We start from the raw sequence: 26,391 nt of genomic DNA, 5'->3' as shown, positions 1-26,391 counted from the left end.
CTTCCACGATAGGAAGAGGCATGCCGGAGCGGATCAGTTCTCTTCCTCGCTCCAGCAGGTGCCGTATCTCGCCAGCAACGCGCTGGCCTGCGCAGGCCCCCAGTTTCCGGCCGAATAGGGTTTGGGCGCCGCTTTCAGGTCGAGAATCGGCGCGACCCAGCGCCATGCGGCTTCCTGTTCGTCGCGACGCACGAACAGCGCGAGCCGGCCGGCGATCACGTCGAGCAACAGGCGCTGATACGCCTCCATCCGGTCTTGCCGAAAGAAGCGGTCGAACGCGAGATCGAGGTAGACACCTTGCAAGGTCATGCCGAGCCCCGGCCGCTTCGCGAGCGTGCTCAGGCGAATCGATTCGTCCGGTTGCAGCTGGATCGTCAACCGGTTCGAGCCTGCCAGCAGCGCCGTCGGACCGAGCGTCGAATGCGGCGGGCGCTTGAACGTGACGACGATTTCAGCCACGCGTCGCGCCAGCCGCTTGCCGGTGCGCAGAAAGAACGGCACGCCGGCCCAGCGCCAGTTTTCGACCTCGGCCTTGAGCGCGACGAACGTCTCGGTCGGACTGTCGGCCCGGATCCCGGATTCGTCGAGGTAACCCGGTACCGACTCTCCGCGGACCACCCCCGCGCGATACTGTCCGCGCACGACGCTCTGATGCAAGGCTTCCTCGGTGAGCGGCTTGAGCGCGCGCAGCACGCGCAGCTTCTCGTCGCGCACGGCGTCGGCTTCCATCGACTGAGGCGGTTCCATGGCGACGATCGCAAGCAACTGCAGCAGATGGTTCTGCACCATGTCGCGCAGCGCGCCGGTCTGGTCGTAAAACCCGCCGCGCCCGCCGACGCCGAGTTCCTCGGCAACCGTGATCTGAATGTTGTCGATCCATTCACGGCGCCACAGAGGCTCGAACATCACGTTGGCGAACCGCAGCGCGAACAAGTTTTGCACGGCTTCCTTGCCGAGGTAATGATCGATCCGGTAGATCTGCTCTTCGGAAAAAATCTGGCCGACCGCATCGTTGATCGCCGTCGACGACGCGAGATCGTAGCCCAACGGTTTTTCGAGCACGATTCGCGAGGTCGGCGGAGCGAGCCCAGCCTGCGCGAGCGCGCGGCAAATCGGCACGAACAGCGATGGCCCGGTCGCCAGATAGAAGATCTGGCGCGACGACGCCGGCGAGAGCGCGTCGGCCAGACGCGAGAAGGCGCCGGCCTGGCTTGCGTCGAGCGCCACGTACGAGAGCCGTTCGCGGAAGCCGCGCCACGCGCTTTCGTCGAACCGGGCCTGCGTCAGATGCGGTCGCACCGACACGTCGACCCAGTCGAGGTAGCCGGCGGTATCGAGTTCGTTCTGCGCAACCGCGATGATGCGTCCCGCGGGGGCGAGCAGGCCATCGCGGTGAGCGGAGTAGAGCGCCGGCAGGATCTTGCGCATCGCGAGATCGCCGGTGCCGCCGAACAGCACGAATTCGAACGGAGCCTGGGTATCGGAGAACGGGAGGTGCGCATTCATGGCGTTTCGCTCGTGGCTGCGTTGGCCGATTCGATCAGCGCATGTACTTCGGCCGCCGTCGGCGCATAGGCGCCGGCGTGCGACGCGACGAGCGCCGCACAGGCGGCGGCGAATCGAAGATGTTCCGTCGCGGGCGCGTCCGGGCGCGTCAGCAGGCTCGCCATCCAGCTGCCGACGCACGCGTCGCCGCAGCCGACCGTGTCGGCGACCGTGACCTTGAAGCCCGGTTGAACGAGCGTTTCGTCACCGGCAAAGAGTTCCATGCCGGCCGCGCCGCGCGTGACGAGCACCGCAGCCTGCGGCGCCCACGCACGGATTTGCGCGAGTGCGGCTGCCTCGTCGAATTCCGGGAACAGGCCGGCGAGATCTTCGTCGGACACCTTGATGTAGTCCGAGAGACCGATCATCGTGCGCAAGGTGTCGCGGTACGACGGGTCGGCCATCGGCGCGCGAAAGTTGGGATCGAACGAAATCCGCTTGCCGGCGGCGCGCGCCGCGAGCGCAATGTCGATCAGACGCGAGGCGAGGGGCTCGCGCACCAGGCCGAGACAGCCGAAATGAATGATTTCGGCGGCGTCGAGCCAGTCCGAAGGCAACGCGGCGGGATCGAACGCGAGGTCGGCGCTATTCTCGCCGATGAAGAAATATTTCGGCGGCCGCGTCTCGACCACCATCGCAAGCAGCGGCGGGCGGTCGACCTGCTGCGTGAAGCGCATGTCGAGGCCGGCTTCGGCGCTCTTTCGCATGAGCTCGTCGCCGAATATGTCGGCGCTCACGGCACCGGCAAAGCCGGTCGGCGTGCCGAGGCGCGCGCCGACGCGCGCGACGTTCCAGCATGCGCCGCCGGCAACGCTGTGCCAGCGGTTCGTGTCGTCTCGAATGAAATCGGTCAGGGCTTCGCCGAAGATGACCAGTCGCGGTAGCTTCATGATGGGATTCGGGAGATCAGGCCGCAGCGTGGCGCCGCGTCTTGAAGCGGTTGATCAGTTGGTTGGTCGAGCCGTCGTGCGAGTGAATCTGCGCGGGGGTGAGTAACTCGCCTTCGATCGCGACCGCGAGCTTTTTGCCGAGTTCGACGCCCCATTGATCGAACGAATTGATCCGCCATACCACGCCTTGCACGAATACCTTGTGTTCGTACAACGCGATCAGCGCGCCGAGGGATGCCGGATCGAGCGTGTCCAGGCAGATCGTGTTCGTGGGCCGGTCGCCTTCGAAATTGCGATGCGGTTCGGTCGTCGAGCGCGATCCGTTCATCAAGGCCTCCGACTGCGCGAAACAGTTTGCGACGAGGACGGCATGGTGATGATCGAACGCGTGATGCGGCCGCATGCACACGATGAAGTCGGTCGGAATGATCGCGGTACCCTGGTGCAGGAGCTGGAAGAACGCGTGTTGCCCGTTCGTACCCGGTTCGCCCCAGATGACCGGGCCGGTCGCGTAATCGACGCGCTCGCCGCCGAGCGTCACCGATTTGCCGTTGCTTTCCATGTCGAGCTGCTGCAGGTACGCGGGCAACCGGTGCAGATAGTTGTCGTATGGCGCGATCAACTGGCTCGTCGTACCGAGGAAGTTCTGATGCCAGATGCCGATCAGGGCGAGCAGGACGGGCAGGTTGCAGGCAAGCGGTGCTTGCGCGAAGTGACGGTCCATCGCGTGCGCGCCGTCGAGCAGTTGCTCGAACGCGTCCATGCCGGCCATGATCGCGATCGGCAACCCGATGGCGGACCACAACGAGTAGCGTCCGCCCACCCAGTCCCAGAACGCGAACATGTTGTCGGTATCGATGCCGAATTCCGCAACGGCCGTGGCATTCGTCGACACGGCGACGAAGTGGCGGGCGATCGCCGCGTCCGGCGCGCCGCTGTCGAGCAGCCAGGCGCGGGCGGTATGGGCGTTCAGGAGCGTCTCACGGGTCGTGAACGTTTTCGACGACACGATGAACAGCGTCGTCTCCGGGTTCACGCGCTTGAGCACTTCGGCGATGTCGGCTGCGTCCACGTTCGACACGAAATGCACCGTCAACCGTTCGTGCGCGTAAGGCTTGAGCGCCTCGCACACCATCTTCGGCCCCAGGTCCGAGCCGCCGATGCCGATGTTGACGACGTCGGTGATCTCGCGACCCGTGTGGCCGCGCCACTCACCCGAGCGAACCGCGTGGGAGAAGCGCCGCATCCGGGCCAGCACGTCGCTGACCTGCCGCGACACGTCGACGTCGTCGACGATACGCGGCGCACCCGAACGGTCGCGCAGCGCGACGTGCAACACCGCGCGGTTCTCCGTGCGATTGATGCGCTCGCCGGCGAACATCGCGTTGCGATGCGCATCGACGCCCGCCTCCTGGGCGAGGGCGACCAGCAGGGCGATGGTTTCGTCGTCGACGGGGTTCTTCGAGTAATCGACGAAAAGCCCGGCCGCCTCGAGGCTGAAGCGCGATGCGCGTGCCGGGTCGCGGTCGAATCGTGCGCGAATCGAGACGCCGGACAACGCGTCCCGATGGCTGGCGAGCGCGCGCCACGCGCGCGTTTGGGTCAGTGAGGTCATGGTCGTGTCAGGCCTGGGATGCGTTGGGACGGGTCAGTGCGAGCTCCAGCCTTTGTAAGCCTTCACGTTGTCGCGCGTGACGAGCGTCGGCTCGATCAGGATCATCGGGTTGGCCGGCTTCTGGCCGTTCATGATCCCGTAGCCGACGTTGACGGCCTGCTGCGCCATCGCCCACGGATCCTGGCTCGACGACGCCTGCACGAGCGTGTTCGACTTCAGCGCGACTTCGATGTCGGGCGCGCCGTCGACCGACGTGATCACGATGTTCGGGCGGTTCAGCTGCTTCGCCGCGAGATCGCTGCCGATCGCCTGCGGGTCGTTGATCGTGAACACGCCGTCGAGCTTCGGAAAGCGCGTCAGGTAGCCCTGCATCGTATTCATCCCGCCTTCGCGCGAGCCCTTGCCGTCCTGGTCGCTCGACAGCAGCTTGATGCCCGGGTTCTTCGCGAGCACGGTCTTGCAGCCGTTCACGCGATCGATCACGGCCGACACCTGCGGGCCGTTCTCGATGATCACGTTACCCTTGCCGTTGAGTTTCTTCGCAAGGTAGTCGCATGCCAGCTCGCCGGCCTTCACGTTGTTGGTCTGCACGGTCGCGTTCGCGCCGGCCGCCGCGACGTCCACCGCGACGACCGTGATGCCCGCCGCCTGCGCCTTCTTTACCGCCGGCTCGATCGCCTTCGGATCGGTCGCGTTCAGCAGGATCATGTCGACGTGCGCGGAGATGAAGTTGTCGATCTGCGTGAACTGCTTGTTCAGGTCGTAGTCGGCCGAGACCGCGGTGACCTTCGCGTTCGGGTTGAGCTGTTTGGCACGCGCCTCGGCGCCTTTCACGATCGTGACGAAGTACGGGTTGCCGAGCGAGCCGACCGTGACGCCGATCGATTTCAGCGGCTTGTCGGCTGCGTGGGCGGCGGCGGCGCCGAAGGCGAGCGCGCAGGCGACGGCGGTCAGGGCGGCTTTTTGCTTGAACATGTCGTTGTGTCTCCGGAAGGTCCGTTGGCAGATGGGTGCAGGAGGACCTGCCTGCGCCCCGATGGTCGAGTGGTGAGGAATACGAATCAGGTGCGGGCCGAGTCGCGCTGGCGATAGCGGTCGAGCGCGACCGCGCCGATGATCACGAGCCCCTTGATGATGTATTGCCAGATGTCGGACACGCCGAGCAGCACGAGGCCGTTGGTCAGCACCGCGATGATTAGCGCGCCGATCAGCGTGCCGACGATCGAGCCGACGCCGCCGACGAAGCTCGTGCCGCCGAGGATCACCGCGGCGATCGCATCGAGTTCGTACGACTGGCCGAGCTGCAGGCCGTTGGCCGCATAGAGCCGCGCGGCCGACATCACCGCGCCGAGGCCGGCGAGCAGGCCCGACGCCGCATACACGAACAGCTGGATCGCGCGCACGTTGATGCCCGACAGCCGTGCGGCTTCCGGGTTGCCGCCGACCGAATAGATCCGCATGCCGAGCACCGTGCGGCGCAGGATGAACCACGACAGCGCGATCACCGCGCACGCGATCACGACGAGCCACGGCACGCCGAGGATCGTGCCGTTGCCGATGAACGCGAACGGCAGTTGCGGGTTGAAGACGGTCGTGTCGTTGCCGATCAGGCGGGCGACGCCGCGCACGGCCGTCATCGCGCCGAGCGTGACGATGAACGGCGGCAGGCGCAGGAACGAGATCAGGCCGCCGTTGATCGCGCCGAACACGAGGCCGACCGCGAGCGCGATCGGCACGCCGAGCCAGCCCCAGCCGGGGATGGTCGACGCGATGAGCGCGGCGACGGCCGATGCGGCGAGCACCGAGCCGACCGACAGGTCGATGCCGCCCGTCAGGATCACGAAGGTCATGCCGGCGGCGAGCACGATGTTGATCGACGCCTGCTGCGTGACGATCGACAGGTTCTGCAGCGTGAAGAAGCCGTCGGTCATGAAGCCGAAGCCGATGCAGAGCACCAGCAGCACCGGCAGCATGCCGGCGGTGCGCAGCAGCGACTGCATGCGCGCGCGATGATCGGCGCCGCGCATCAGCGGCGTACGGTTGGCGACCGGATGGGCCGTCGCGGACGCGAGGTTCCGCTGCTTGGTCGGGTTGATCATGTCGGTACCTTGAAGGAAGAAGGAAATGAAGGGGCCGTGGTCAGTGCGCGTCGGCGAGCTCGGCCTGCGAGCCGGTGGCGAGCGCGATGATCGCTTCCTGCGTGATGGGCGTGTGCGTGTGGCCGCCGAGTTCGCCGGCGATCTCGCCTTCGCGCATCACGAGCACGCGGTCGGCGACGCCGATGATCTCCGGCAGCTCGCTCGAGATCACGATCACGCCGACACCCGCGCGGGCCAGTTCGTTGATGATCCGGTAGATCTCGGATTTCGCGCCGATGTCGACGCCGCGCGTCGGCTCGTCGAGGATCAGCACGCGCGGCTTCGTCTCGAGCAGGCGCGACAGCAGCACTTTCTGCTGGTTGCCGCCCGACAGCGCGCCGACGTTGACGTTCGCGTTCGGCACGCGGATCGACAGCGACGCGATCGCGTCGCGCGCGCGCGTGGCGCCGCGCGCGAGATCGAGCGCGCCGAGCCGCGCATCGCGGTTGCACACCGAGATGTTGATGTTGTCGCGCACGCTCATGTCGAGGAACAGGCCCTGGCGCTTGCGGTCTTCCGTCAGATAGACGAGGCCCGCGTCGATCGCGTCGCGCGGCGAATGCGCGCCGAACGTGCGCTCGCCCAGCTTCACGTCGCCGCGCGTGCGCGGCTCCGCGCCGAAGATCAGCCGCGCGAGCTCGGTGCGGCCCGCGCCCACGAGCCCGGCGATGCCGAGCACCTCGCCCGCATGCAGGTCGAGGCTGCAGCCGCGCACGCGCTCGCCGTCGGCGATGTCGCGCACCGACAGCAGCAGGTGGCCGGGATCGTACGGCGCGTGTTCCTTCTTGTAGAAGCCGGAGATGTCGCGGCCGACCATCATCGCGACGAGCCGCTCGGCCGACAGCGACGCGCGCTCGAGCGTGCCGACGTACGAGCCGTCGCGCAGCACCGACACGCGGTCGGACAGTTCGTAGATTTCGGCCATCCGGTGGCTGATGTAGATGATCGCGAGACCTTCCTCGCGCAGCTGGCGGATCAGGCCGAACAGGTGCTCGGTTTCGCGCGACGACAGCGGCGTCGTCGGTTCGTCCATCACGAGGATGCGTGCGCGGGTATGCACGGCGCGCGCGATCTCGACGAGCTGCTGCTCGGCGATCGACAGCGTGCCGACCAGCGTGTCGGGGCCGAACGGCGCACCGAGGCGCGCGAGCACGTCCTGGCAGCCGCGCGCCATCGCCGCGCGGTCGATGGTGCCCCAGCGGCGGTTGCCGCGGCGCAGTTCGCGGCCGACGTAGATGTTTTCCGCGACGGTGAGGTTCGGCGCGAGGCACAGCTCCTGGTAGATCACGGCGACGCCGGCATCGCGCGCGGCGAGCGGGCCGTCGACGTCGATGCGCGCGCCGTCGATCAGGATCTCGCCGCCGGCGTCGGCGCGGTACGCGCCCGACAGGATCTTCATCAGCGTCGACTTGCCCGCGCCGTTCTCGCCCATCAGCGAATGGATCTCGCCCGGATAGACGGTCAGGCTGACGTTGTCGAGCGCGCGCACGGCCGGGAAGGTCTTGCTGATGCCGCGCATCTCGAGCAGCGGCCGGGGGGACTCAGAACGCGACATGGTTGACCTCCTGCGATTCGGTGCGGGCGCCCTTGAGGATGCCGGCCCGTGGAGAGAAGTTGAAGAACATCGGCAGTGTCGCGGCGCCGATCGCACCGGCGTCGGCGCCGAACGAGCCGCGCACGAGCGTCGGCGTGCCGCGCGCTTCCGGCGCGGTGGCGACGAGCGCCGCGCGCAGGCGGGTCGTCACCGCATCGAGCAGGCCGGCGTCGGTATCGGCGTCGAGCACGACCACTGGCGCATCGACGACGCACAGCACCGCACGCAATGCCGGCGCGAGCGCGTCGACACAGTCGTCGATCCATTCGTCGACCGCCGGCAGGCCACGCGCGATACAGGCCTCGAGATCGGCGCGGTTCTCGACCGTCTCGCCGTGATGGCGCAGATGACGCACGAGCGCGTGCAGCGATGCGCGGGCGAGCAGGATGTCCCACGGGCCGCGGGGCGGCGGCGCGGACGCCAGCCGGCTCGGTGGCACCGGAATCACGGCGATGTCGCCGGCATTGCCGGTCACGCCGCGCAGGCAGTCGCCGTCGATCGCGATGCCGCCGCCGATCGCGGGACCGATGAACAGGTACACGAAATCGTCGCACTGCCGGCCGTACCCGTAGAACAGTTCGGCGATCGCGGCCGCGTTGCCGTCGTTTTCGCCGAACACGGGCAGCGACAGCGTGCGCCCGAGGTCGCTCGCGAAGTCGACGTCTTCCCACGCGCGGAACGTGTCGGGTGCGAGGCCGAGTTCGCGCATCCACGCGCCGAGGTTGTACGGCTGGGCGACGCCGACGCCCGTCAGGCGCGCGCGCTCATGCGTGGGGAGCAGATCCTGCATCGCATCGATGTCGCGCCGCACGATGTCGAGCACGTCGGCGGGCGGTGGGAGCAGGCAGTCGTGGGAGCGGCGGCCGAGCACGTCGCCCGCGAAATTGACGAGCGCCGTCTCGATGCGCATCCGGTCGAGATGGACGCCGATGCCGAACGCGCCGCGCGGATCGAGGCGAATCAGCGACGCCGGCTGGCCGCGCTGGCCCTCGGTGCGGCCGGCGGATTCGATCAGCTTCGCGTCGGCGAGCGACGCGATGATGCCGCCGACCGCCGCGCTCGTCATGTTCGCGAGACGCGCGAGGTCGGCCTTCGACGCGCTGCCCACGCGGCGCAGCGTCTTCAGCAGCAGGCGCTCGTTGTAACGGCGCACGTTGGCCGAATTGCTGCCCTGACCGAAGTGCGGGCTTCGCATGGCGTCTCCTTCCATGTTGCGTCGAACGTCGACGCATTAAATAAATCATGTTGATTTATTTAACCGCATGAGCGCTGGCATGTCAGCCTAGGGAAATCCCGGTTTTGTTCCGGGACGAAGGAGGGGTCTGGGTTGTCGCGGGCGGGTGGCCACCGCGGCGTGCAGCGGGACCGGCGATGTCGAATTCGCGCGATGGATCGCGGCCGGCGCGCGCTCTCGGCGGATCGCCGGCCGGACTGTCTCGTCGCGCAAGCCGGGGGGCGATTTGTCCTGATGCGCAGGTGGCGAAGGAAGGATGGCGCGTCATGCGCGTCACCGGCGACGGTATTGGGCGCTGCGTGAACCTGGTATCGATTCGGCGCCGGAAATGAAAAAAGGCCGGCTAAAAGCCGACCTTTTTAGAAAACAGATGGTGCCCAGGAGAGGACTCGAAAAATATTGTTAAACGATTGATTTATAAGAAAAATGTCTATTAGTAAGTATTGCACCACACTCAATCGTGTACTCAGAATTAGTTTGCTTGAGTAGTTCTCTCTATTTGTTGCGCAAAAGCGACGTCCGATTGCAGAGAGCAGCGGTCGTCGCGGACGGCGGCTCTGTGAAGTGGCGGTCCGAGTGCGTCGTACTCGATCACGCGAGCATGGTCGAGAACTGACGGTGGGACGACTGGGCTATGGGAAGACGGGTCGTTGAAGGTTGTCGGATGACAAGGCCCCGTGACGCTTAGCGGTTACAGCTCAGCATCAGTCACCTACCGCTACCCACTAGTGGATGCGCCTGCATGTACCGCCGGCGCGCGTAAAGGGGCACTGGCCGGAGCTCTCTAATGGGATCCGATCATGGCATCGAGCGGTGGGGCAGGTCGGGGGAAGGTGTGTGGCATCAGCTCACAATCCGTCACTGAATTAAATGCTTCTAGAGAGCCTTTGAAAGGCATGCTGGAGCGGCCACGTTCGCTTTTCGAGGCCGGTAATTTGGAGATCCATAAGTTCTTATAAGACTGAGTGGTTCAACCATATCTCCGAATGTAAAGTTGGGCTTCGTTTATGGGGGCGCCGAACCTCTCCAGTGCTCGGTTTAATCTTCCGAATGTGCAAATTTTCTTAGGCCTTCGAGATCGAGAATTTGCACCGCCCCGTATTCGGCGAGGATTAGGCCGTCATCAGCCAACGTGCGAAGAGCCCGATTTGCGTTCTGACGCGAGAGCCCGGAGAGTCTACCAATCTCTTCCTGTGAGAAGCCCAATGTCATCGCGGTAGCAGGATGTAGCTGCCGATTGAAAAGTTCGGTCAAGCAAAACGCCACGCGGGCGGGCGCCTCGTGTATACGTAAGTTCTGAACCAGACCGATGTAGTAGCCGCATCGGGCGTTGAGTTGGTCAATCACATAACGGCTGAATGTATGGCTGTTCTCCAGGAGCGAGAAAAACGTCGCACGAGGTATGAAGGCGAGCCGGCTGTCACGAACCGCGGTGACGGAGTAGGCGCGAGGTTCGTCCTTCAGGACGCTGCCTTCCCCGAACCACGAGCCTGCCGGGATGCCCGCGAACGTGACGACACGGCCTTTTTTTGACGCGGTATCGACTTTGACGATGCCCTCAATTACGCCCAGCCAATGGTCCACGGCGTCGCCCCGGTGGCAAGCGATCGCACCGGGAGCGTAGGACCTGTCGAAGCAATCGCGCTTGACCATCTCCCTTTGGCCGTCAGTCAGATTGACGTACCAGGAGCAGCGGGCGAGAAATGCGTCGACGGTGATGCCCGCGGGGTTACCGCAACCGTTGTCATGTTTTCGGACGCCGAGATCTTCGCGGTTGCAGGGTCGTGCCATCTCCGCGGTCGGAGGCAGCGCTTCCCGCTTTGCGTCGATGGTTTGCATGCCACAAAGTTGGTTCATCGTTCGGAACAGTAGCGGGCCGTTGCGTGAGGACTCCTAACGTCACGAATCACATGCTGACAGGTCGGTGTGCCGTTCGGAAAATCCCGAGGTGCCAGTCGCTCCGTTAAATAGAATCGAAGTTCGCTTAAGAGTAGGTTCCGGCATACTCACTGTCAAGACGCGGGCGCTAGGTGTTTGTACCGGCGCATTGAGAACCCATGTCTGGATTTTTCGCGTAGGATTATTTTCAACGTACAGGGAGCCAACGGTCAGACGATTCAACGTTTGCGATCGTGGTGGTGCAGGGAGGCCGGCGGGATGCCTGCACGTGCCTCGGATGTGACGGTAAATGAAATGGAAATTCCAGTTAGTCCGGCGCGTGTTCGCGTCCGCTGTAGAGGCGCCGACAAGCATCCGTTAATCGTGAAGGCTGCACGCGATCTGGTTGCTGAAGTGGGGTTTCGCGACGCGCAAATGTCTGCAATCGCTCAAGTTGCCGGAATCGCGATTGGCACGCTGTACCGCTATTTCGCATCGAAGACGGATCTGATGGTCGAGGTGGTCAGGACGACGGCACAGCGTGAAGTCGATGTTGTCGCCGGCATCGCCATGCGTGACGGCACAGCGGCGGAGCGTCTCGGTGCCGCTGTCTGGACGTTCGCCAGCCGCGCGTTGCGGGGGCGGCGCCTGGCGTATTCACTGGTCGCCGAACCTGTCGAGCCCGATGTCGAGGCAATGCGCTTGACCTTTCACAGAGCGCTGGCGAGGGTATTCAAGACGATCATCGAGCAGGGGATGGCGAACGGGGAGTTCCCGACACAGGACGCAATGGCTTCGGCGGACTGCATTGTTGGGTGTCTGTTCGAAGGACTTGTCGTCCCGCTCACCGGCAGCGCCGCGCCCGATGCCGAGCAGGCCAGCGCCCACGTGACGGCTATCATCACGTTTTGTTTGCGTGGAGTGTCCGGCTCTCTGGCATTGCCAGTAACGGTTGCGTGATGGCGACATCGTCTGCAGGGTGGTGCGCGGTGCGTCGGCATCTCGCGCTGGGAGCCCGGTGCGGACTCCGGCTTCGGCTGCCCGCGCGGCACCTCCCGCGCCGGCGATCCTGCAACGTCGGCGCGTGAACGCGAGCCGCAATCTGCTTCGACCGGGCTCAGCGGGAAATGAGCCGCCTAGCTGCTGGCGGACGACGAGGCATCGACGCGCGTGGAGACCGCGTCCATGTCGTGCCGCGATACCGCGCTGCGGCGATGGTCGATCATCGTGACCGCGAGGGTACCCAGCACGCCGGCAATCGAGATCGCCAGGAAATTCTGTTCGAGAGGCAGGCGCATCGAGACCAACAAGCCGATCAGCACGGGCGCGGCAATCGCGCCAAGGCGACCGACACCGGACGCGAACCCGACGCCCGTCGACCGGATCACCGCAGGGTAAAACTCCCCGGCATACGCGTACGCCAGGAGCTGGGTGCCGAGCGTCGAGCCGCCGACCACGAACACGATCAGGAACAGCAGTTCGGTGGACCTGGTGTATCCCATCAACGCTAGCGAGACGGCTCCCGCGGCATAGAATGCCACCAGCACGTACTTGATGTTGTACTTGTCGCCAAGCCACCCTCCGCCGATCGCGCCTACGACCGCTCCGACGTTGAAGACGAGTACGAACGTCAATGCCGACCCGAGGCTGTAGCCCGACATTGCCATGAGTTTCGTCAGCCAGGAGCTCAGCGCGTACACCATGAAGAGACCCATGAAGAACGCAATCCAGATCATGACCGTGCTGAATCCTCGGCCATCGCGGAACAGGCTCGCCACGGGTGTGCTGCTCATTGCCTGCTGCGGCATGACGAAACGGTCGCCAGGTTGAAGCCGCACGTCCAGCGCGATCTTCCGGATAATCGCTTCAATTTTCACGGCACGATTTTTCCGTACCAGGAACGCGAGGGATTCGGGCATCGTCATCACGATGAAGGGGATGAGCAACACCGGTGTTCCCGCGAGAAAGAAGACCGATTGCCAGCCATTGGATTCGATCATCTGCTTGCCCGTTAGCGCGACAAGAATCCCGCCGATCGAATAGCCGGCAAACACGATCGTGACGAGGCGCGCCCGGATGGCTCGCGGTGCGAATTCGCCCATCTGCGCGGTGACGATCGGAAGGACGCCGCCGATTCCAAGGCCCGCCAGAAACCGCGTGATGCTGAATGAGACGGGATCGTGTGTAAGACCGGCCGCAGCGGTAAATGTGCTGAATAACCCGATGCATGCACAGATGGAAACCGGACGACCGATCTTGTCGGCCAGCGTGCCGAGGTATATGGCGCCGAACATCATGCCGAACAGTGCCGAACTCGCCATGAAGCCGGCCTTTGCCGCGTTGACGCCCATATCTTTCATGATCGACGGCAGCGCCGCGCCAACGACGGCGAGATCGTAGCCATCGAGAACGAGGATAAGGACACTCCAGAACAGGATCAAGCCGTGAAAGCGGGTGAATCTTGCACTTTGTACAACCTTTTGGACATCGATTTCGCTGCTCATTGTCTCCTCCATTTCCTTGTGGATATCGTGGTGCTGTAAGCGAGGACCGCTCTGTCGGCGGACTCAGGTGGCGTGATAGACGGTGAACGAGGACGAAGGCGCTCTGTCGGAGACAAGAGCGTTTTCGATACGGCTTTCGTCCGCGTAGCCCACGCTCATTCCGATCAGGAACATTTCGTCGGACTCGAGGCCCAGCTCCTTCTCGATGATCTTGTGATACTTCATGAAGGCGGCCTGCGGGCACGTGCTGATGCCGTAGGTGCGCGCGACGATCATGATGTTCTGCAAGAACATTCCGTAGTCGAGCAGGCTGCCCTGCTGCATCACGCGGTCGATGGTGAAGAACAGCCCGACGGGTGCATCGAAGAATTGGTAGTTGCGCCCGTGCTGTTCGCGCATCCTCGATTGATCTTCCTTCCGGATGCCGAGCAGCCAATATAGCGTCCATCCGAGCGCGCGTCGTCTGTCAATGTACGGGGATACCCACTCGTTTGGGTAGTAGTTCCACTCATCGGCATGCATGTCTGCCAGCGACGGATCGGCGTCGACTTTCTTGATCGCATTGCATACGCGGTCTCGCGCCGCTCCGGTGACGACGTGGACTTTCCACGGTTGAATGTTCACGCCGGTCGCCGCATAGCGTGCCACGTCAAGAATTGCCTTGATGGTTTCCTCGGGCACTGGCGTTGGCAGATAGGCTCTTACGCTGCGTCGCGTCGCGATTGCCCATTCAACGGCCGATCGGATCGACGAGAGTTCCTCCGGCGGTGCTGCAACTCGTTCCATCTACGACCTCGGGATCGAATCGTGCGAACTGCACTTCCACTCGGCCAGAGTAGCCATCTAAGCGGGACGCTAATGTCTTGCACAAGACAATCGGCGTCTTGCTTCGGTGAAATCCGCATGGTCGGCGGGAATGTCTCGGCGGGGACAATTCGAGCGCCGAACCTTCTCTAGACTGCTGTAGCAGATCAAGGACGGATACGTCCAGGGACGAGCATTCATAGACGGATGAGGAGACATGAGCGAAAAAATCTATGGAAAAGGGCTGGATCGCACGCAGGCCAATCACGTACCGCTCACACCGCTTCACTTTCTCGACAGATGCGCGGACCAGTATCCCGATCACACTGCCATAATTCATGGAGAATCGACTCAGTCGTGGCGAGAGACGGGGGCGCGATGTCGTCGTCTTGCCAGCGCGCTGGTCAAGCGCGGGATCACGCGTGGAGACACGGTATCCATCCTTGCGCCGAACACGCCGGCCATGGTCGAAGCGCATCACGGGGTGCCGTTGTCCGGGGCCGTTCTCAACGCGATCAACTGCAGGCTGGATGCAGATGGCGTCCGGTTCATCCTGCGTCATGGCGAATGCAAGGTCCTGCTGGTGGACCGCGAGTTTTCTTCGTTAGCGGCAAGTGCGCTTGAACAGCTCGAGAACAAACCGCTGATCATTGATATTGCCGATATCGAGGCGACGTGGGGAGATCGGATAGGGGAAATCGAGTACGAGGCGTTCCTGGCCGAAGGCGATCCCGATTTTTCCGGCGTCTGGCCATCGGACGAGTGGGATGCAATCGCCCTGAACTACACATCCGGTACGACTTCCGACCCCAAGGGTGTGGTCCCGAGCCACCGCGGCACGTATCTGATGAGCATGCTTCAACTGACGGATTGGGGCATGCCGCGTCGCCCGGTATACCTCTGGACGCTTCCGTTGTTTCACGCGAACGGGTGGTGCTTCGCATGGGCCGTCACGGCGGCGGCGGGCACGCATGTTTGCCTGCGAAAATTGACAGCCTCGAACATCTTCGAGGCCATTCGGCAGCACCGTGTCGACCACTTCTGCGCGGCACCCATCGTGCTCGCATCGTTGGCCAGTTCGTCCGAATCGGAGCGCGTACCGATGTCGCAAACGGTTCGAGTGCGAACGGCCGGTTCGCCTCCACCGGCTGCCGTACTGAAGGCGGTGTCGGAGATGGGCTTTGAAGTTGAGCACGTCTACGGCATCACCGAAGCATCGGGTACGCCCGTGAGTTGCTTCGTCGAGCCAGCCTGGAGCGGCCTGTCGTCGGACGACAAGGCGCGTCTCATGGCGAGACAGGGAAGTCGGGCGGCGGGCCTGGAGGAGCTCCGGGTCGCGGATCAGGGTAGCGGTGTGCCCGTGCCTTGGGACGGCAAGACGCAAGGCGAACTGCTGATTCGCGGCAATGTCGTGATGAAGGGATACCTCAAGAATGAGGCCGCTACGGCGGCTGCGTTCAGCGACGGGTGGTTCCATACGGGCGACGTCGCGGTGGTGCATCCGGATGGCTATATACAGATCACCGACCGCTCCAAAGACGTCATTATCTCGGGTGGAGAGAACATTTCTTCGGTCGAGGTCGAAGATGTTCTTCATCGGCATCCGGCAGTTCTGATCGCGGCTGTAGTCGCTCAGCCCGATGCCAAATGGGGTGAATCGCCGTGCGCCTTCATCGAGTTGAAGCCAGGCGCCTCGGTTCCGGACGAGGCCGAACTCATCCGCTTTTGCCGCGAACGGCTTGCCCATTACAAATGTCCCCTTCGCGTTGTCTACGGGGTACTGCCCAAGACCGGAACGGGAAAGATCCAGAAATTCCGGCTTCGGGAGTTGGTCGGAAGCCGGGAAGCCATTACGGCCTTATCGGGCGTGTAGTCCACGACAGCGTGCATTGCTGCAGCGGGCGGCATCGAGGACGGCTGCTTCCTCTGCGGAGGTTGCAGCGAACATGTTCGACACCATTCTTCGACTTTGACCCACGCCCATGAGAATCGACACCTCGGCGATTGAAATCGGGTACAGGTTTTCGCGCAGCCACGCCTGTAACGCCAGCGAGGCTCGAGCGTTTGCGCTCGCCTCCGGAGACGACAACCCCCTGCACCACCACGCGGCTTACGCGGCCACCACACGTTTTTGAAGACCGATTGCGAGCGCCACCTATACCGTCGCGTTGCTGATGGGACTCGCGGCGTCGCACTTTGCCCGAAGGGGAGAGGTGGTTGGCGTGCGCTTGTAGTTCGAATTATTGCTGCCGGTCTTTCCGGAGGAGCGAATCGATCTCGCGTGGGAAGTATCGGCAATTCGGCCGCACCGCAACGGCCGCTTGCTGGACCTCGACGGCTCCATCAAGAATGCGGCAGGGCAATCGTGCGTGCGCGCGACAGGCTCCGTGCTTGTTTCCCGCGCTGCCAGATGAGCCGGCCGGGCCTAAGTGGCATGCAACGCGCATGACGCGACAACATGGCGTGCGACACATCGGCCCATTTTCTGTTAGGTGTTTCCCCGAAAACGGCATGCGCCGCGTTTGAATGTCACTCGCGAGACAAATGCGCACGCACGAGGCAGGCAGCATGTCATTGCGTCCTCGACCGTGACGCGATGCCATTCCAATTAGGAGGAGACAAAGGTGAGAACGAAGCCAGGAAGTCCGGTGGTGGCAATCACGCTGGCCGCCATTGCATCGATGGGGATATCGGGTTGTGGTGGAAGTGACGACGCTCCTGCGACGCCGGTATCGCTGACAGCACAACAGGCTTGCGACGTGGTGAAGGGAAAGTCTGCTGGCGGCGCATCGGTAACCGATGCATCGATGGTGGCGGCGACAGGTGCTGATCCGGCATACTGCAAGGTATCGGCGCTGATCTCGCCTCAACTCGAGATGCAGGTGCAACTTCCTGACAACTGGAACGGGAAGCTGCTGTATGCGGGTGGTGGCGGTTACGATGGTTCGATTCAGAACTACCTGTGGAGCGGGCCGGAAGTCTTGAAAGCCGGGTACGCGATTGTTCAAAGCAACGGTGGCCACATCGGTACCTCTGCGGTGGATGCTTCGTTCGCTTCGGATCCATTTTTGGCATCCATGTTCGGCTCAGGTTCCGTTCCGACGGCTGCGGCCGCTGCGAAAGACATGCTGCATCTGATCTATGGCAAAGCGCCGGACCAGTCCTATTACGAAGGGTGTTCCAACGGTGGGCGTGAGGGATTGATGGCTATCCAGCGAAATCCTGATCTTTTCGACGGCGTGATCGTCCGCGCACCGGCATACGATTGGCCGGCATTCATGGGGGCGTTCAACCGCAATGCGAAGGCGGTCGCGGCACCAGGGGCGGCATTCACGACAGGGAAGATTTCCCTGCTGGCGAAAGCCATTCGCGACAAATGTGATGCGGCAGATGGGATCGTAGACGGGGTGGTTTCCAATCAATCTGCATGCAATTTCGACCCTTCAGTCCTTCGCTGCCCAAGCGGGACCGACGCCGGTGATTCATGCTTGTCGGACGCGCAGATTGCCGCGGCCAACACCTGGACGAGTACATCTAGTTTCGCCAACGGCACGTATACCTATCCTGGCTGGGCGCTGACGGGCAATGAAGACGACCCGGGCGGATGGTCGCAGTGGTTCACCGGCCCCACGGGCAACGGTAGCGGTTCGCTCCAGTCCCTTCTTCAGGATGCGACGGTGAAGTCGTATCTGACCAATGACGCCAACGCGAATTCACTTGCATACGACTGGAATTCGAACCCGGCAGCACTGTTCACCATGGCTGCGCTCAATAGCGCGACGAATGCCGACTTGAGTCCGTTCGTCAGCCATGGCGGGAAGCTGCTCCTTTGGCACGGCACTGCAGACATGGCTTTGAGTCACCGTGCAACAACAGCGTATTATCAGAAGCTGCAAGCTACGATGGGCGCATCGGCCGTCAGCGCGTTCGCTCGCTACTACCAGGCTCCAGGCGTTAATCACTGCTCGGGCGGCCCGGGTGCGGACTCCGCAAACCTGGTAGCTGCATTGGATCAGTGGGTGACGAAGGGCAAGGCACCCGGGAACCTCGTTGCATCGAAGTTGAACACGGACGGCAGCGTGGCGTTTACGCGACCCTTGTGCCAGTATCCGCAGTACCCGCGCTACACCGGGCCCGCCAATGACGCAAAGGCCGCGATGCTGGATACGAACTATACGTGTACTTCGCCATGAACGTGTCGCGTCAGGAACGTTAGGTCCTGTCCAATCATGGGTCGAGCCGAGAGGCTCGACCTTGATCCTGGATATCGACGCTCGATGTCGTGAATGCGGGACTTAGCGCTTGATCGAGGCAAGCTGCCGATCGAAATCGGTCGGATCGAAATAGTCGCGCCACACGGTGATCATGCCGTCTTCGATCGTGAGCGTTCCCATGACGGGCAGCACGATCGCGCCACCGCTGGTGTGAAAGAAGGTATCAACGCGTTCGCTAAGCACGACGTTGCCGGCCGCCGCAATATTGACTACCTCGAACTCGGCTCTGAAATCCTTGCCGAATCCGAAATCCACATGGAATTGACGCACGCCGTCGCGACCGATAATGGTCGGGAACGGGACGTTATCGTAAAGCACGTCTTCGGTCAGCATGGCCAAGCCGTCTTCCATACGGTCGGCGGTCCAATGTTCAAAGAAGGTTTCGGCGATTTCAATGGGGGTTTGGGTCATCGTTAGTCCATTGGGCGGTTAAAAGTGGTTAAAAGAGCCGAAGCATAGGCTACGGCGCCGTAGTCATTGAACGAAAAATGGTCTGCAGATAATTTGGATTGCAATACATATTGGAGTTGCATTCCGGAATGCTTGGCGTTAAGCGAGCCGGAATTTTTTCCGCAGGCTCGAATCGACGGGGCCCGCTGGCATGAAGCGCCGCAGTTTGCGTAAAAGCGATGCCTCGCCGGCCGGCGTATGCCGCATGCGCCACGCGCCGAGCGCCGCGTCGACGATGGTGGCGCCCACGCCATCAGGTTGCGGAGCGGCTTGGACGCTATTGACGACGGCGCGAGATGCGAGCTCGCGCTCGCGGTCGTAATCGGTGATCCTGCCGCCAGTCTGCGGCGCATTGACGTCCAGGTTGGTCCGTGTAAAGGACGGTTCGACCAATGTTGCGCGAATGCCGAACTGGCGCACCTCGTGATCCAGTGTTTCGGTCAAACCCTCAACCGCATGCTTGGATGCGGCATAGAGTCCCATGTATGGTGCTGGCAAAAAACCGAGCACCGAGCTGACATTGACGATCCGTCCGCTACGTTGTGCCCGCATGTGCGGCAACACAGCCTGCACCGTGCGCAGGATGCTGAACACATTGGTGTCGAACAATGCCGCGGCTTCGGACACCGACGTTTCCTCCACCGCGCCGATCAGGCTCGTGCCCGCATTGTTGACGAGCACGTCGATTCGGCCGGCTCGATCAACGATGGTGCGGATACCAGATTGAATGGAATCGTCGTCGCGAACGTCTATCTCGACCAGTTCGACACCGGCCAACGGTGCCGTTTTGGCAATACTGCGCACAGTACCGAACACCCGGCACCCGCGCTTGGCGAACTTCTCTGCAGTGGCGCGTCCGATACCCGACGACACGCCGGTCACGATGACAACGGTAGATCTCGACATGGTTGTTCCGGTTTGTATAGAGGCTGAGTGATGTTTCAATCGCGCGCGCCGACTGCGTGCTGCCGCGTCGCTTCGGCAAGTGCTGCCGGCTCATTTCGGTGCTGGCGCACACCTGCGGTGCGATCGGGTCGAATCTTGAACCAGATCGAATACATGGCCGGCAGGAATACCAACGTCAACACCGTTCCGGCGAACGTGCCGCCGATCAGGGTATAGGCGAGGGTGCCCCAGAACACCGAATGGGTCAGCGGAATGAACGCGAGAATCGCCGCCATGGCTGTCAGGATCACCGGGCGCGCACGCTGCACGGTCGCTTCGACGACCGCATGGAACGGATCGAGACCGGCCTGCTCGTTCTGATGGATCTGCCCGATCAGGATCAGCGTGTTGCGCATCAGGATCCCCGACAGCGCGATGAGGCCGACCAGCGCATTGATGCCGAACGGCTGCCCGAAAAGAATCAAAGTCGGGACGACGCCGATGAGGCCGAGCGGACTCGTCAGGAACACCATCACCATCGCGGAGATCGAGCGGACCTGAAAGATGATAATGATCAGCGTGACCGCCAGCATGATCGGGAACAGCGGCAACATCGCTTTCGTCGCCTTGCCCGATTCCTCGATGGAGCCGGCTTCCTCGATTCGGTAGCCGCTGGGGAGCTTCGCCATGATGGGCTGGAGCTGCTTCGTAATCGCATTCGAGACGTCCGGCGGCTGCAAACCGTCGGCGATGTCGCCGCGCACCGTGATCGTCGACACGCGATCGCGCCAGCGCATGACCGGCTCCTCCATGCGCACGTCGACCTTACCGACTTGCGACAGCGGAATGCGCTGTCCGTTGGCGCCGGCCAGCGTGAAGTCGCCGAGCCGCGCCGGGTCGAGGCGCGCATCGCCGGCCGAGCGCGCGATGACCTGCACGGTCCGAATGTCCTCGCGCACGGCGGTGATGGGCACGCCGGTGAGCAGGAACTGCAGTTGTTGCGCAACCGCGCTGGACGTCAACCCTACCGCCTGCAGACGGTCCTGTTGCAATGTGAAGTGTAGCGTCGGCACGCGTGTGCCCCAGTCGGCATTGACCGTGCGCATCATCGGGCTGCTCACCATCACGCGCTGAACCTCGGCCGCGATGTCGCGCAGCCTGTCGGGATCCGGCCCGGTGATCCGGTAGGCCACCGGAAACGGTGAATACGGGCCGAACACGAGTTGAGTGACACGCACGCGCGCCTCGGGCGCGAGACCGTCGGCGACGGCCCGTCGCAGTCGCGCCTTCAATGCATCACGTTCCTCCTGACTGTCAGTGCGGATCACGATTTTCGCGAACGACGGATCGGGCAGTTCAGGTCCCATCGCGAGGAAAAAGCGCGGCGCGCCTTGCCCGACGTAGGCGGTGACGACCCTCGCTTCCTTCTGTTTAGCCAGCCATGCCTCCACCTTTTCCGTAGCGGCGCTGGTTTGGGAGATCGACGTGCCGTAGGGCATCTGCACTTCGACAAGGACCTCGGGACGATCGGAGATCGGGAAAAACTGCTTCTTGACGATTGCCATGCCAAGAATGGCGAGCACGAACAGGCCGACGACCGACCCGGCGACCAGCCATTTGCGCGCGATCACGCGCGTCAGCAGCTGGCGGAAGCGGTTGTAGCGCGGCGTGTCGTAGATCGCGTCGTGACCGCCTTCGAACTTCTTGAAGTCCGGCAGCATCTTCACGCCGAGGTAGGGCGTGAAGACCACCGCGACGACCCACGACGCGACCAGCGCGATACCGACGATCCAGAACATGTTGCTGGTGTATTCGCCCGCGGTGGAGCGCGCGAAGCCGTTCGGCATGAAGCCGACAGCCGTCACCAGCGTGCCCGCCAGCATCGGCGCGGCAGTATGGCTCCACGCATACGCGGAGGCGGCCACGCGGCCGTAGCCTTCCTCCATCTTCACAACCATCATCTCGATCGCGATGATCGCGTCGTCGACGAGCAGACCGAGCGCGAGGATCAGCGAGCCGAGTGTGATGCGGTCGAAATTCTTGCCGGTCGCGGCCATCACGACGAACACCACCGCCAGCGTCAGCGGGACGGCCGCGGCAACGACGAGGCCCACGCGCCAGCCCATGCTGACGAAGCTCACCAGCATCACCACGAGCAGTGCGGCGAAGAACTTGACCATGAACTCGTCGACTGCCGAACTGATGTTCACGGCCTGGTCGGTGACCTTGGTCAGACTCATGCCCAGCGGCAACTCGCGATTGATCGCGCCGACTTCGCTGTCCAGCGCGCGGCCGAGATCGAGTCCGTTCCAGCCGTCGCGCATCACGATGCCGAGCAGCAGCGCGGGTTCGCCGTTGCTGCGGATCATGAACGTCGCTGGATCTTCATAGCCGCGCTCGACGGTGGCGATGTCCGACAGTTTCAGGGTTCGGCCCTGCGAAACGATCGGCGTGTCGCGGATCTTCTGCAACTTGTCGAATGCGCCGTCCAGACGAATGAAGATCTCCGGCCCGCGCGTCTCAACGGAACCGGCCGGCGTTAGCGCATTTTGTCCGTTGAGCGCGGCGAATACGTCCTGCGGACTGACGCCGAGCGTGGCGAGCCGATCGTGCGACAGTTGCACGTAGATGCGCTCGGCCTGCTCGCCGATGATGTTGACCTTCTTCACCCCAGGCACATGCAGCAGCCGCTGACGCAGCATTTCGGCATCGCGAACCAGCAGGCGCTGCGGTTCGCCCTTGGCCTTCAACGCGAACAGTGCGAAGGTGACGTCGGCATATTCGTCATTGACCATCGGCCCGATCACGCCTGCCGGTAGGTTGGCGGCCTCGTCGCCGATTTTTTTTCGCGCCTGATAGAACTGCTCCTGCACTTCCGACGGCGGCGTGCTGTCGAGCAGCGTCAGCGTCGTGAAGGCCAGGCCGGGGCGCGTATAGGTCTCGGTGCGGTCGTACCAGCGCAGCTCCTGCATGCGCTTTTCGATCTTTTCGGTTACCTGATCGTGCATTTCCTGAGCGGTGGCGCCCGGCCACGCGGTGATGATGGTCATCACCTTGATCGTGAATGCTGGGTCTTCGGCGCGGCCCAGCTTGAAGAACGAAAGGAGCCCGGCCAGCGAGATCAGGCAGATCAGGAACAGGGTGATGGCGCGCTCGCGTACAGCAAGCGCTGACAGATTGAATCGACCTTCGCTCACGGCCGTGCTCCTTCGCGCGCGACCGCGAGGGCCGGCGCAGACACGCGGACCGCTTCGCCGTCGCGCAGCAGTTGCGCACCGAGCGCAACGACCCGGTCGCCCGGCTTGAGTGCGCCGGACACGCGCGCGCTTTCGTCGTTCAGATGCTCGACCGTTACCGGCCGCCACGCGACTTTGGCGGGTTCGCCGCTGACGATCCATACGCCGGGCCCCTTGCCGGTGTCCAGCAGCGCGCCGATTGGCACCTGCAAGCCGTTTTGCACTGCCGCGCGCGCGTCGGGTATCTCGATCGTGACGGTTGCACCGAGCGGTGCATCGGCCAACGCACCCTGCAGCACATAACGCGCTTCGAAGGTGCGGGTACGGGCGTCTGCCGTATCGGAAAGCTGACGTAGTGTCGCGGCAACGCTCACGCCCTGCCTGCTGAACAGTGCGGCCTGCGCGACCGAGCCAATGGTCGGGCGCAGGGTTTCCGGCAGCTGGATCACAGCCTCCCGGCTGCCGGCGTGCGCGAGGCGCACCACGGGCTGTCCGGCGCTGACGACCTGGCCCGGTTCGGCCAGCGTTTCCATGACCACGCCGTCGCCGTCCGCGACGAGTTCCGCATAGCCGGTTGCATTGCGCGCGACATTCGCGTCGGCTTCGGCTGCGCTGAGCTGCGCCTTCGCGGCATCGGCCGCCGCCTTGACCTGGTCGTAGGCCGATGCCGATATCGCGCCGGTGCCGCGCAGGTCGCGGTAGCGCGTTTCGTCCTCGGCGGTCTGCCGCGCGCGAGCGCGTGCGGCGACCACGGCCTCGTCGCGTGCGCGCGCCGCGAGCTTCAGGTCGACGGGATCGATCCGCATCAGCGGCTGGCCGCGCCGGACGGTTTGTCCGGTATCGACGAGCCGCTCCATCACCTTGCCGGACACACGAAACCCGAGGTCGCTCTGTACGCGCGCGGCGACGGTGCCGGTAAACGTGCGGGACGCGGGAGCTGCCGCCTGCACGACAGCGATACGCACGAGCGGCGCCTCCGTGCGTGGATCGGACGGCGCTTTGCCGCTGCAAGCGACTAGCGCAATTGGCAGTACGGAAGCGACTGCGGAGAGAGCGAGGCGACGCCGAAACATGAGAGTCCCATTGATGAAATGACCGGGACTTTCATTCTGATGCAAGTGACTAGATTCGTCAACAGTCACATTCATGGGGACAAACTACGCAGCACCAGACTCGACAGCTGGGCGGGCGCGGCATCGGTCGTATCGAGGTTGTACTGCAGCAGCAGCGGATTCAGGTACGGCCGCATCACCAGGTAGATCGCCGTCGCGGTTTCGTCCAGCGGTGTCTTGCGCTCGAACTCGCCGCTTTGTCGGCCTTCCTGTAGCACGTCCTGCAGCAGCTTCTGCACGCGCGCCTCGTACGCCTGCACCGACTGCCAGTTGCCGGTGGCGGCCGACGCGGCGATGTCATAGAGCTTGCGGTCGCGGAAGAACAGTCGCAGGCTCGCTTCGGTGAAGACCTTGAACATCCGCCGCAGCTTTTCCGGTGGCAATTCCGCCTCGGCCATGGCCGTCTGAACCTCGGTTTCGATTGCGTATAGGCAGTTCGCGCAGATCATTTCGCCGATCGCCTGTTTCGATTCGAAGAACTTGTAGATATAGGCCTTCGAAAAGCCAATGGCCTTCGCGAGGTCGGATACGGTCGTCTTTTCGTAGCCGTAGAGGCTGAAGTGCTCGGTGGCTGCCGCAACGATCTGATCTCGTACGTCGTGGTCGGCCGGCCCGCGCGCCGGAATCTGGGACAGGGCGGTTTTTTTCATGGATTGCAAGTGGCAGAGGGTGGACAACTAGTGACTATTTGATATTATAGTCACAAATCGTGTTCCGTGGAAACTCATATGCTACTGAAACCTCTCCTTACTGCGGTTGTTGCTGCCACCCTGTCGGCGGGGTGTGCCGTCGGTCCCGACTATGTGCGGCCGGACGTGGCGATGCCACAGCAGTTCCAGGGCCAGCGTGCCATGGACCAGCGCCACGCCGTGGCCGAAGCCGACCTCGCGACGTGGTGGACCGGCTTCGGCGATCCGCGGCTGATGCAATACATCACGCTGGCGCTCGCGCAGAACCTTGATCTCGCGCAGGCCGCGGCGCGCGTCGCGCAAGCGCGCGCGGGGCTCGGTGCGGCGAATGCAGCGCTGCTGCCGTCGGGCAACGTGAGCGGCCAAGCGGCGCGGATCTACCAGTCGGTCGAAACGCCGTTGGGACGTGTGTTGAATTCGACACCCGGTTTTGATCGTCACGGCAACGACTACGAGGCCGACTTCAATGCGAGCTGGGAACTGGATGTGTTCGGCGGCTTGCGCCGTGGCCGCGAAGCGGCGCTTGCCGACTATCAGGCATCAGAAGCGGCGGCGGTTGCGACGCGGCTCGCCGTGGCTGCGCAAACCGCGGATACCTACATCACGATTCGCGGGCTGCAGGGTCGGCTAAAGGTCGCGCGGGACCAGGTGCGAACCGAGCAGGATCTGCTGTCGACCCTCAATCTGCAGTATGGAAAGGGGTTGGCGGCGGAGCTGCAGGTCAGGCAGGCCGAAGGCGCGCTCGCGCAGGTTCGCGCCACGGTGCCGGTGCTCGAAGCGGCGCTGGAAGCGGCGATGAATGCGCTCGACGTGATGCTCGGCTCGCAGCCGGGCACGCATCGCACGGAATTGGTCGCCGGTGGCGACGTGCCGGTTGCGCCCCGGATCGCGGCGACCGGCACCCCGGGCGAACTGCTCCGGCGCCGGCCCGACCTGATCGTCGCCGAGCGGCGTGTTGCGGCGTCGAACGCGCGCATCGGCGTGGCCATCGCCGAGTATTACCCGAAGTTCTCGCTGAGCGGATTGCTCGGCAGCGCGACGACGATGGGCGCGGGCAACCTGTTTGCTGGCGGCGCGAACCAGGCTGCCGGTGTGCTCGGCCTGCGTTGGCGCCTGTTCGACTTCGGCCGGATCAATGCGCAGATCGCGCAGGCGAAAGGGCAGGATGCCGAGATGCTGGCCGCGTACCGGCTCGCGGTGCTGCACGCGACCGAGGACGTCGAAAACGCGTTCTCGGCGCTCGTCAAACGCGACGAACAGGCGGCCGTGCTCGCCGACGGCGTTGTTTCGCTGGGCCGCGCGCGTGCCGCGTCGTTCGCGGCGTACGAGAAAGGGGTGGTCAGCCTGATCGAAGTGTTGCAGGCCGACGAAAGCCTGCTGCGCGCGTCCGACCAACGCGTGCAGGCGCAAACCGAATCCGCACGCGCGGCGGTGGCCGCATTCAAGGCGCTTGGCGGTGGCTGGCAACTTGGCGTGTCCGAAGCGGTCGCCGTTCGATAGCGACCGTACGCACCCAGTTGTCATCGTGACCCTGTTGAACCGT

Annotated in this window: 19 protein-coding genes; 4 read left to right on the top strand and 15 right to left on the bottom strand. The window is 63.5% G+C overall.

Going from position 1 to position 26,391, the window contains the following annotated elements; genetic code table 11:
• Positions 1-33: 33 nt before the first annotated feature.
• The 8 genes from zwf to PL79_RS21990 form a co-directional block, all read right to left on the bottom strand.
• Positions 34-1,506 (bottom strand): glucose-6-phosphate dehydrogenase, encoded by a 1,473-nt coding sequence (zwf, locus tag PL79_RS22025; RefSeq protein ID WP_044848736.1) that lies wholly within the window; start codon positions 1,504-1,506, stop codon positions 34-36.
• A complete protein-coding gene (locus PL79_RS22020; protein ID WP_044848735.1) occupies positions 1,503-2,435 on the bottom strand; it encodes a carbohydrate kinase family protein in 933 nt (310 codons plus the stop codon). Before PL79_RS22020 ends, zwf begins: the two co-directional genes overlap by 4 nt.
• Positions 2,436-2,451: 16 nt before the next feature.
• On the bottom strand, positions 2,452-4,050 hold the full coding sequence (gene pgi, locus PL79_RS22015) for a glucose-6-phosphate isomerase (protein ID WP_044848734.1): 1,599 nt from the start codon (positions 4,048-4,050) through the stop codon (positions 2,452-2,454).
• 33 nt (positions 4,051-4,083) lie between these two features.
• Entirely contained in the window at positions 4,084-5,025 is a 942-nt protein-coding gene (locus PL79_RS22010; protein WP_044848733.1) for an ABC transporter substrate-binding protein, read from the bottom strand.
• Positions 5,026-5,111: 86 nt separating this feature from the next.
• Positions 5,112-6,149, bottom strand: a complete 1,038-nt coding sequence (locus PL79_RS22005; RefSeq protein WP_044848732.1) for an ABC transporter permease subunit — start codon at positions 6,147-6,149, stop codon at positions 5,112-5,114.
• Between the two features lie 40 nt (positions 6,150-6,189).
• The gene (locus tag PL79_RS22000) at positions 6,190-7,743 is read right to left on the bottom strand and encodes a sugar ABC transporter ATP-binding protein (RefSeq protein ID WP_124572231.1); all 1,554 of its coding nucleotides are present in this window, start codon (positions 7,741-7,743) and stop codon (positions 6,190-6,192) included.
• The gene (locus PL79_RS21995; RefSeq protein WP_044846997.1) at positions 7,730-8,977 is read right to left on the bottom strand and encodes an ROK family transcriptional regulator; all 1,248 of its coding nucleotides are present in this window, start codon (positions 8,975-8,977) and stop codon (positions 7,730-7,732) included. Before PL79_RS21995 ends, PL79_RS22000 begins: the two co-directional genes overlap by 14 nt.
• A gap of 1,077 nt (positions 8,978-10,054) precedes the next feature.
• Positions 10,055-10,855 (bottom strand): Crp/Fnr family transcriptional regulator, encoded by an 801-nt coding sequence (locus PL79_RS21990; RefSeq protein WP_235879311.1) that lies wholly within the window; start codon positions 10,853-10,855, stop codon positions 10,055-10,057.
• Between the two features lie 318 nt (positions 10,856-11,173).
• Here PL79_RS21990 and PL79_RS21985 point away from each other — a divergent pair, with 318 nt between their 5' ends.
• A complete protein-coding gene (locus PL79_RS21985) occupies positions 11,174-11,854 on the top strand; it encodes a TetR/AcrR family transcriptional regulator (protein ID WP_235879310.1) in 681 nt (226 codons plus the stop codon).
• A 176-nt stretch (positions 11,855-12,030) separates the two neighbouring features.
• Here PL79_RS21985 and PL79_RS21980 read toward each other — a convergent pair whose 3' ends face one another.
• Both PL79_RS21980 and PL79_RS21975 read right to left on the bottom strand, forming a co-directional pair.
• Complete coding sequence (locus tag PL79_RS21980) at positions 12,031-13,398, bottom strand: MFS transporter (RefSeq protein WP_044847050.1); 1,368 nt, start codon at positions 13,396-13,398, stop codon at positions 12,031-12,033.
• A 63-nt stretch (positions 13,399-13,461) separates the two neighbouring features.
• On the bottom strand, positions 13,462-14,184 hold the full coding sequence (locus PL79_RS21975; RefSeq protein ID WP_044846999.1) for a nitroreductase: 723 nt from the start codon (positions 14,182-14,184) through the stop codon (positions 13,462-13,464).
• Positions 14,185-14,419: 235 nt separating this feature from the next.
• Between PL79_RS21975 and PL79_RS21970 the strand changes: the two genes are divergently transcribed.
• Together PL79_RS21970 and PL79_RS21960 are read left to right on the top strand one after the other, a co-directional pair.
• Positions 14,420-16,075, top strand: coding sequence for an AMP-binding protein (locus PL79_RS21970; protein ID WP_044847000.1), 1,656 nt, complete (start codon positions 14,420-14,422; stop codon positions 16,073-16,075).
• 778 nt (positions 16,076-16,853) lie between these two features.
• Positions 16,854-18,395 (top strand): tannase/feruloyl esterase family alpha/beta hydrolase, encoded by a 1,542-nt coding sequence (locus tag PL79_RS21960; protein WP_235879309.1) that lies wholly within the window; start codon positions 16,854-16,856, stop codon positions 18,393-18,395.
• A gap of 102 nt (positions 18,396-18,497) precedes the next feature.
• Here PL79_RS21960 and PL79_RS21955 read toward each other — a convergent pair whose 3' ends face one another.
• The 5 genes from PL79_RS21955 to PL79_RS21935 all read right to left on the bottom strand — a co-directional run bounded on the left by PL79_RS21955 (position 18,498) and on the right by PL79_RS21935 (position 24,809).
• On the bottom strand, positions 18,498-18,887 hold the full coding sequence (locus PL79_RS21955) for a limonene-1,2-epoxide hydrolase family protein (protein WP_044847002.1): 390 nt from the start codon (positions 18,885-18,887) through the stop codon (positions 18,498-18,500).
• Between the two features lie 138 nt (positions 18,888-19,025).
• Positions 19,026-19,832, bottom strand: a complete 807-nt coding sequence (locus PL79_RS21950) for an oxidoreductase (RefSeq protein WP_044847003.1) — start codon at positions 19,830-19,832, stop codon at positions 19,026-19,028.
• Between the two features lie 35 nt (positions 19,833-19,867).
• The gene (locus tag PL79_RS21945) at positions 19,868-23,008 is read right to left on the bottom strand and encodes an efflux RND transporter permease subunit (protein WP_044847004.1); all 3,141 of its coding nucleotides are present in this window, start codon (positions 23,006-23,008) and stop codon (positions 19,868-19,870) included.
• On the bottom strand, positions 23,005-24,120 hold the full coding sequence (locus tag PL79_RS21940) for an efflux RND transporter periplasmic adaptor subunit (RefSeq protein WP_044847005.1): 1,116 nt from the start codon (positions 24,118-24,120) through the stop codon (positions 23,005-23,007). Before PL79_RS21940 ends, PL79_RS21945 begins: the two co-directional genes overlap by 4 nt.
• Positions 24,121-24,191: 71 nt before the next feature.
• A complete protein-coding gene (locus tag PL79_RS21935) occupies positions 24,192-24,809 on the bottom strand; it encodes a TetR/AcrR family transcriptional regulator (RefSeq protein WP_044847006.1) in 618 nt (205 codons plus the stop codon).
• A 78-nt stretch (positions 24,810-24,887) separates the two neighbouring features.
• Between PL79_RS21935 and PL79_RS21930 the strand changes: the two genes are divergently transcribed.
• A complete protein-coding gene (locus PL79_RS21930) occupies positions 24,888-26,348 on the top strand; it encodes an efflux transporter outer membrane subunit (RefSeq protein ID WP_044847007.1) in 1,461 nt (486 codons plus the stop codon).
• Positions 26,349-26,391 lie beyond the last annotated feature (43 nt).

It is taken from the genome of Burkholderia sp. USMB20, assembly GCF_000949135.2.
Taxonomy (GTDB): Bacteria; Pseudomonadota; Gammaproteobacteria; order Burkholderiales; family Burkholderiaceae; genus Burkholderia.
The sequence above is the reverse complement of the archived record's forward strand: the minus strand, read 5'-3'. Positions and strand labels throughout refer to the sequence as shown.

What these genes read in the sequence shown, in the direction of transcription:
- PL79_RS21955 (WP_044847002.1), bottom strand. Translation starts at nt 18,887, where the DNA reads ATGACCCAAACCCCCATTGAAATCGCCGAAACCTTCTTTGAACATTGG.
- PL79_RS22010 (WP_044848733.1), bottom strand. Translation starts at nt 5,025, where the DNA reads ATGTTCAAGCAAAAAGCCGCCCTGACCGCCGTCGCCTGCGCGCTCGCC.
- PL79_RS22005 (WP_044848732.1), bottom strand. Translation starts at nt 6,149, where the DNA reads ATGATCAACCCGACCAAGCAGCGGAACCTCGCGTCCGCGACGGCCCAT.
- PL79_RS21940 (WP_044847005.1), bottom strand. Translation starts at nt 24,120, where the DNA reads ATGTTTCGGCGTCGCCTCGCTCTCTCCGCAGTCGCTTCCGTACTGCCA.
- PL79_RS21970 (WP_044847000.1), top strand. Translation starts at nt 14,420, where the DNA reads ATGAGCGAAAAAATCTATGGAAAAGGGCTGGATCGCACGCAGGCCAAT.
- PL79_RS21980 (WP_044847050.1), bottom strand. Translation starts at nt 13,398, where the DNA reads ATGAGCAGCGAAATCGATGTCCAAAAGGTTGTACAAAGTGCAAGATTC.
- PL79_RS22000 (WP_124572231.1), bottom strand. Translation starts at nt 7,743, where the DNA reads ATGTCGCGTTCTGAGTCCCCCCGGCCGCTGCTCGAGATGCGCGGCATC.
- zwf (WP_044848736.1), bottom strand. Translation starts at nt 1,506, where the DNA reads ATGAATGCGCACCTCCCGTTCTCCGATACCCAGGCTCCGTTCGAATTC.
- PL79_RS21990 (WP_235879311.1), bottom strand. Translation starts at nt 10,855, where the DNA reads ATGCAAACCATCGACGCAAAGCGGGAAGCGCTGCCTCCGACCGCGGAG.
- PL79_RS21930 (WP_044847007.1), top strand. Translation starts at nt 24,888, where the DNA reads ATGCTACTGAAACCTCTCCTTACTGCGGTTGTTGCTGCCACCCTGTCG.
- PL79_RS21975 (WP_044846999.1), bottom strand. Translation starts at nt 14,184, where the DNA reads ATGGAACGAGTTGCAGCACCGCCGGAGGAACTCTCGTCGATCCGATCG.
- pgi (WP_044848734.1), bottom strand. Translation starts at nt 4,050, where the DNA reads ATGACCTCACTGACCCAAACGCGCGCGTGGCGCGCGCTCGCCAGCCAT.
- PL79_RS21935 (WP_044847006.1), bottom strand. Translation starts at nt 24,809, where the DNA reads ATGAAAAAAACCGCCCTGTCCCAGATTCCGGCGCGCGGGCCGGCCGAC.
- PL79_RS21995 (WP_044846997.1), bottom strand. Translation starts at nt 8,977, where the DNA reads ATGCGAAGCCCGCACTTCGGTCAGGGCAGCAATTCGGCCAACGTGCGC.
- PL79_RS21985 (WP_235879310.1), top strand. Translation starts at nt 11,174, where the DNA reads ATGCCTGCACGTGCCTCGGATGTGACGGTAAATGAAATGGAAATTCCA.
- PL79_RS21950 (WP_044847003.1), bottom strand. Translation starts at nt 19,832, where the DNA reads ATGTCGAGATCTACCGTTGTCATCGTGACCGGCGTGTCGTCGGGTATC.
- PL79_RS22020 (WP_044848735.1), bottom strand. Translation starts at nt 2,435, where the DNA reads ATGAAGCTACCGCGACTGGTCATCTTCGGCGAAGCCCTGACCGATTTC.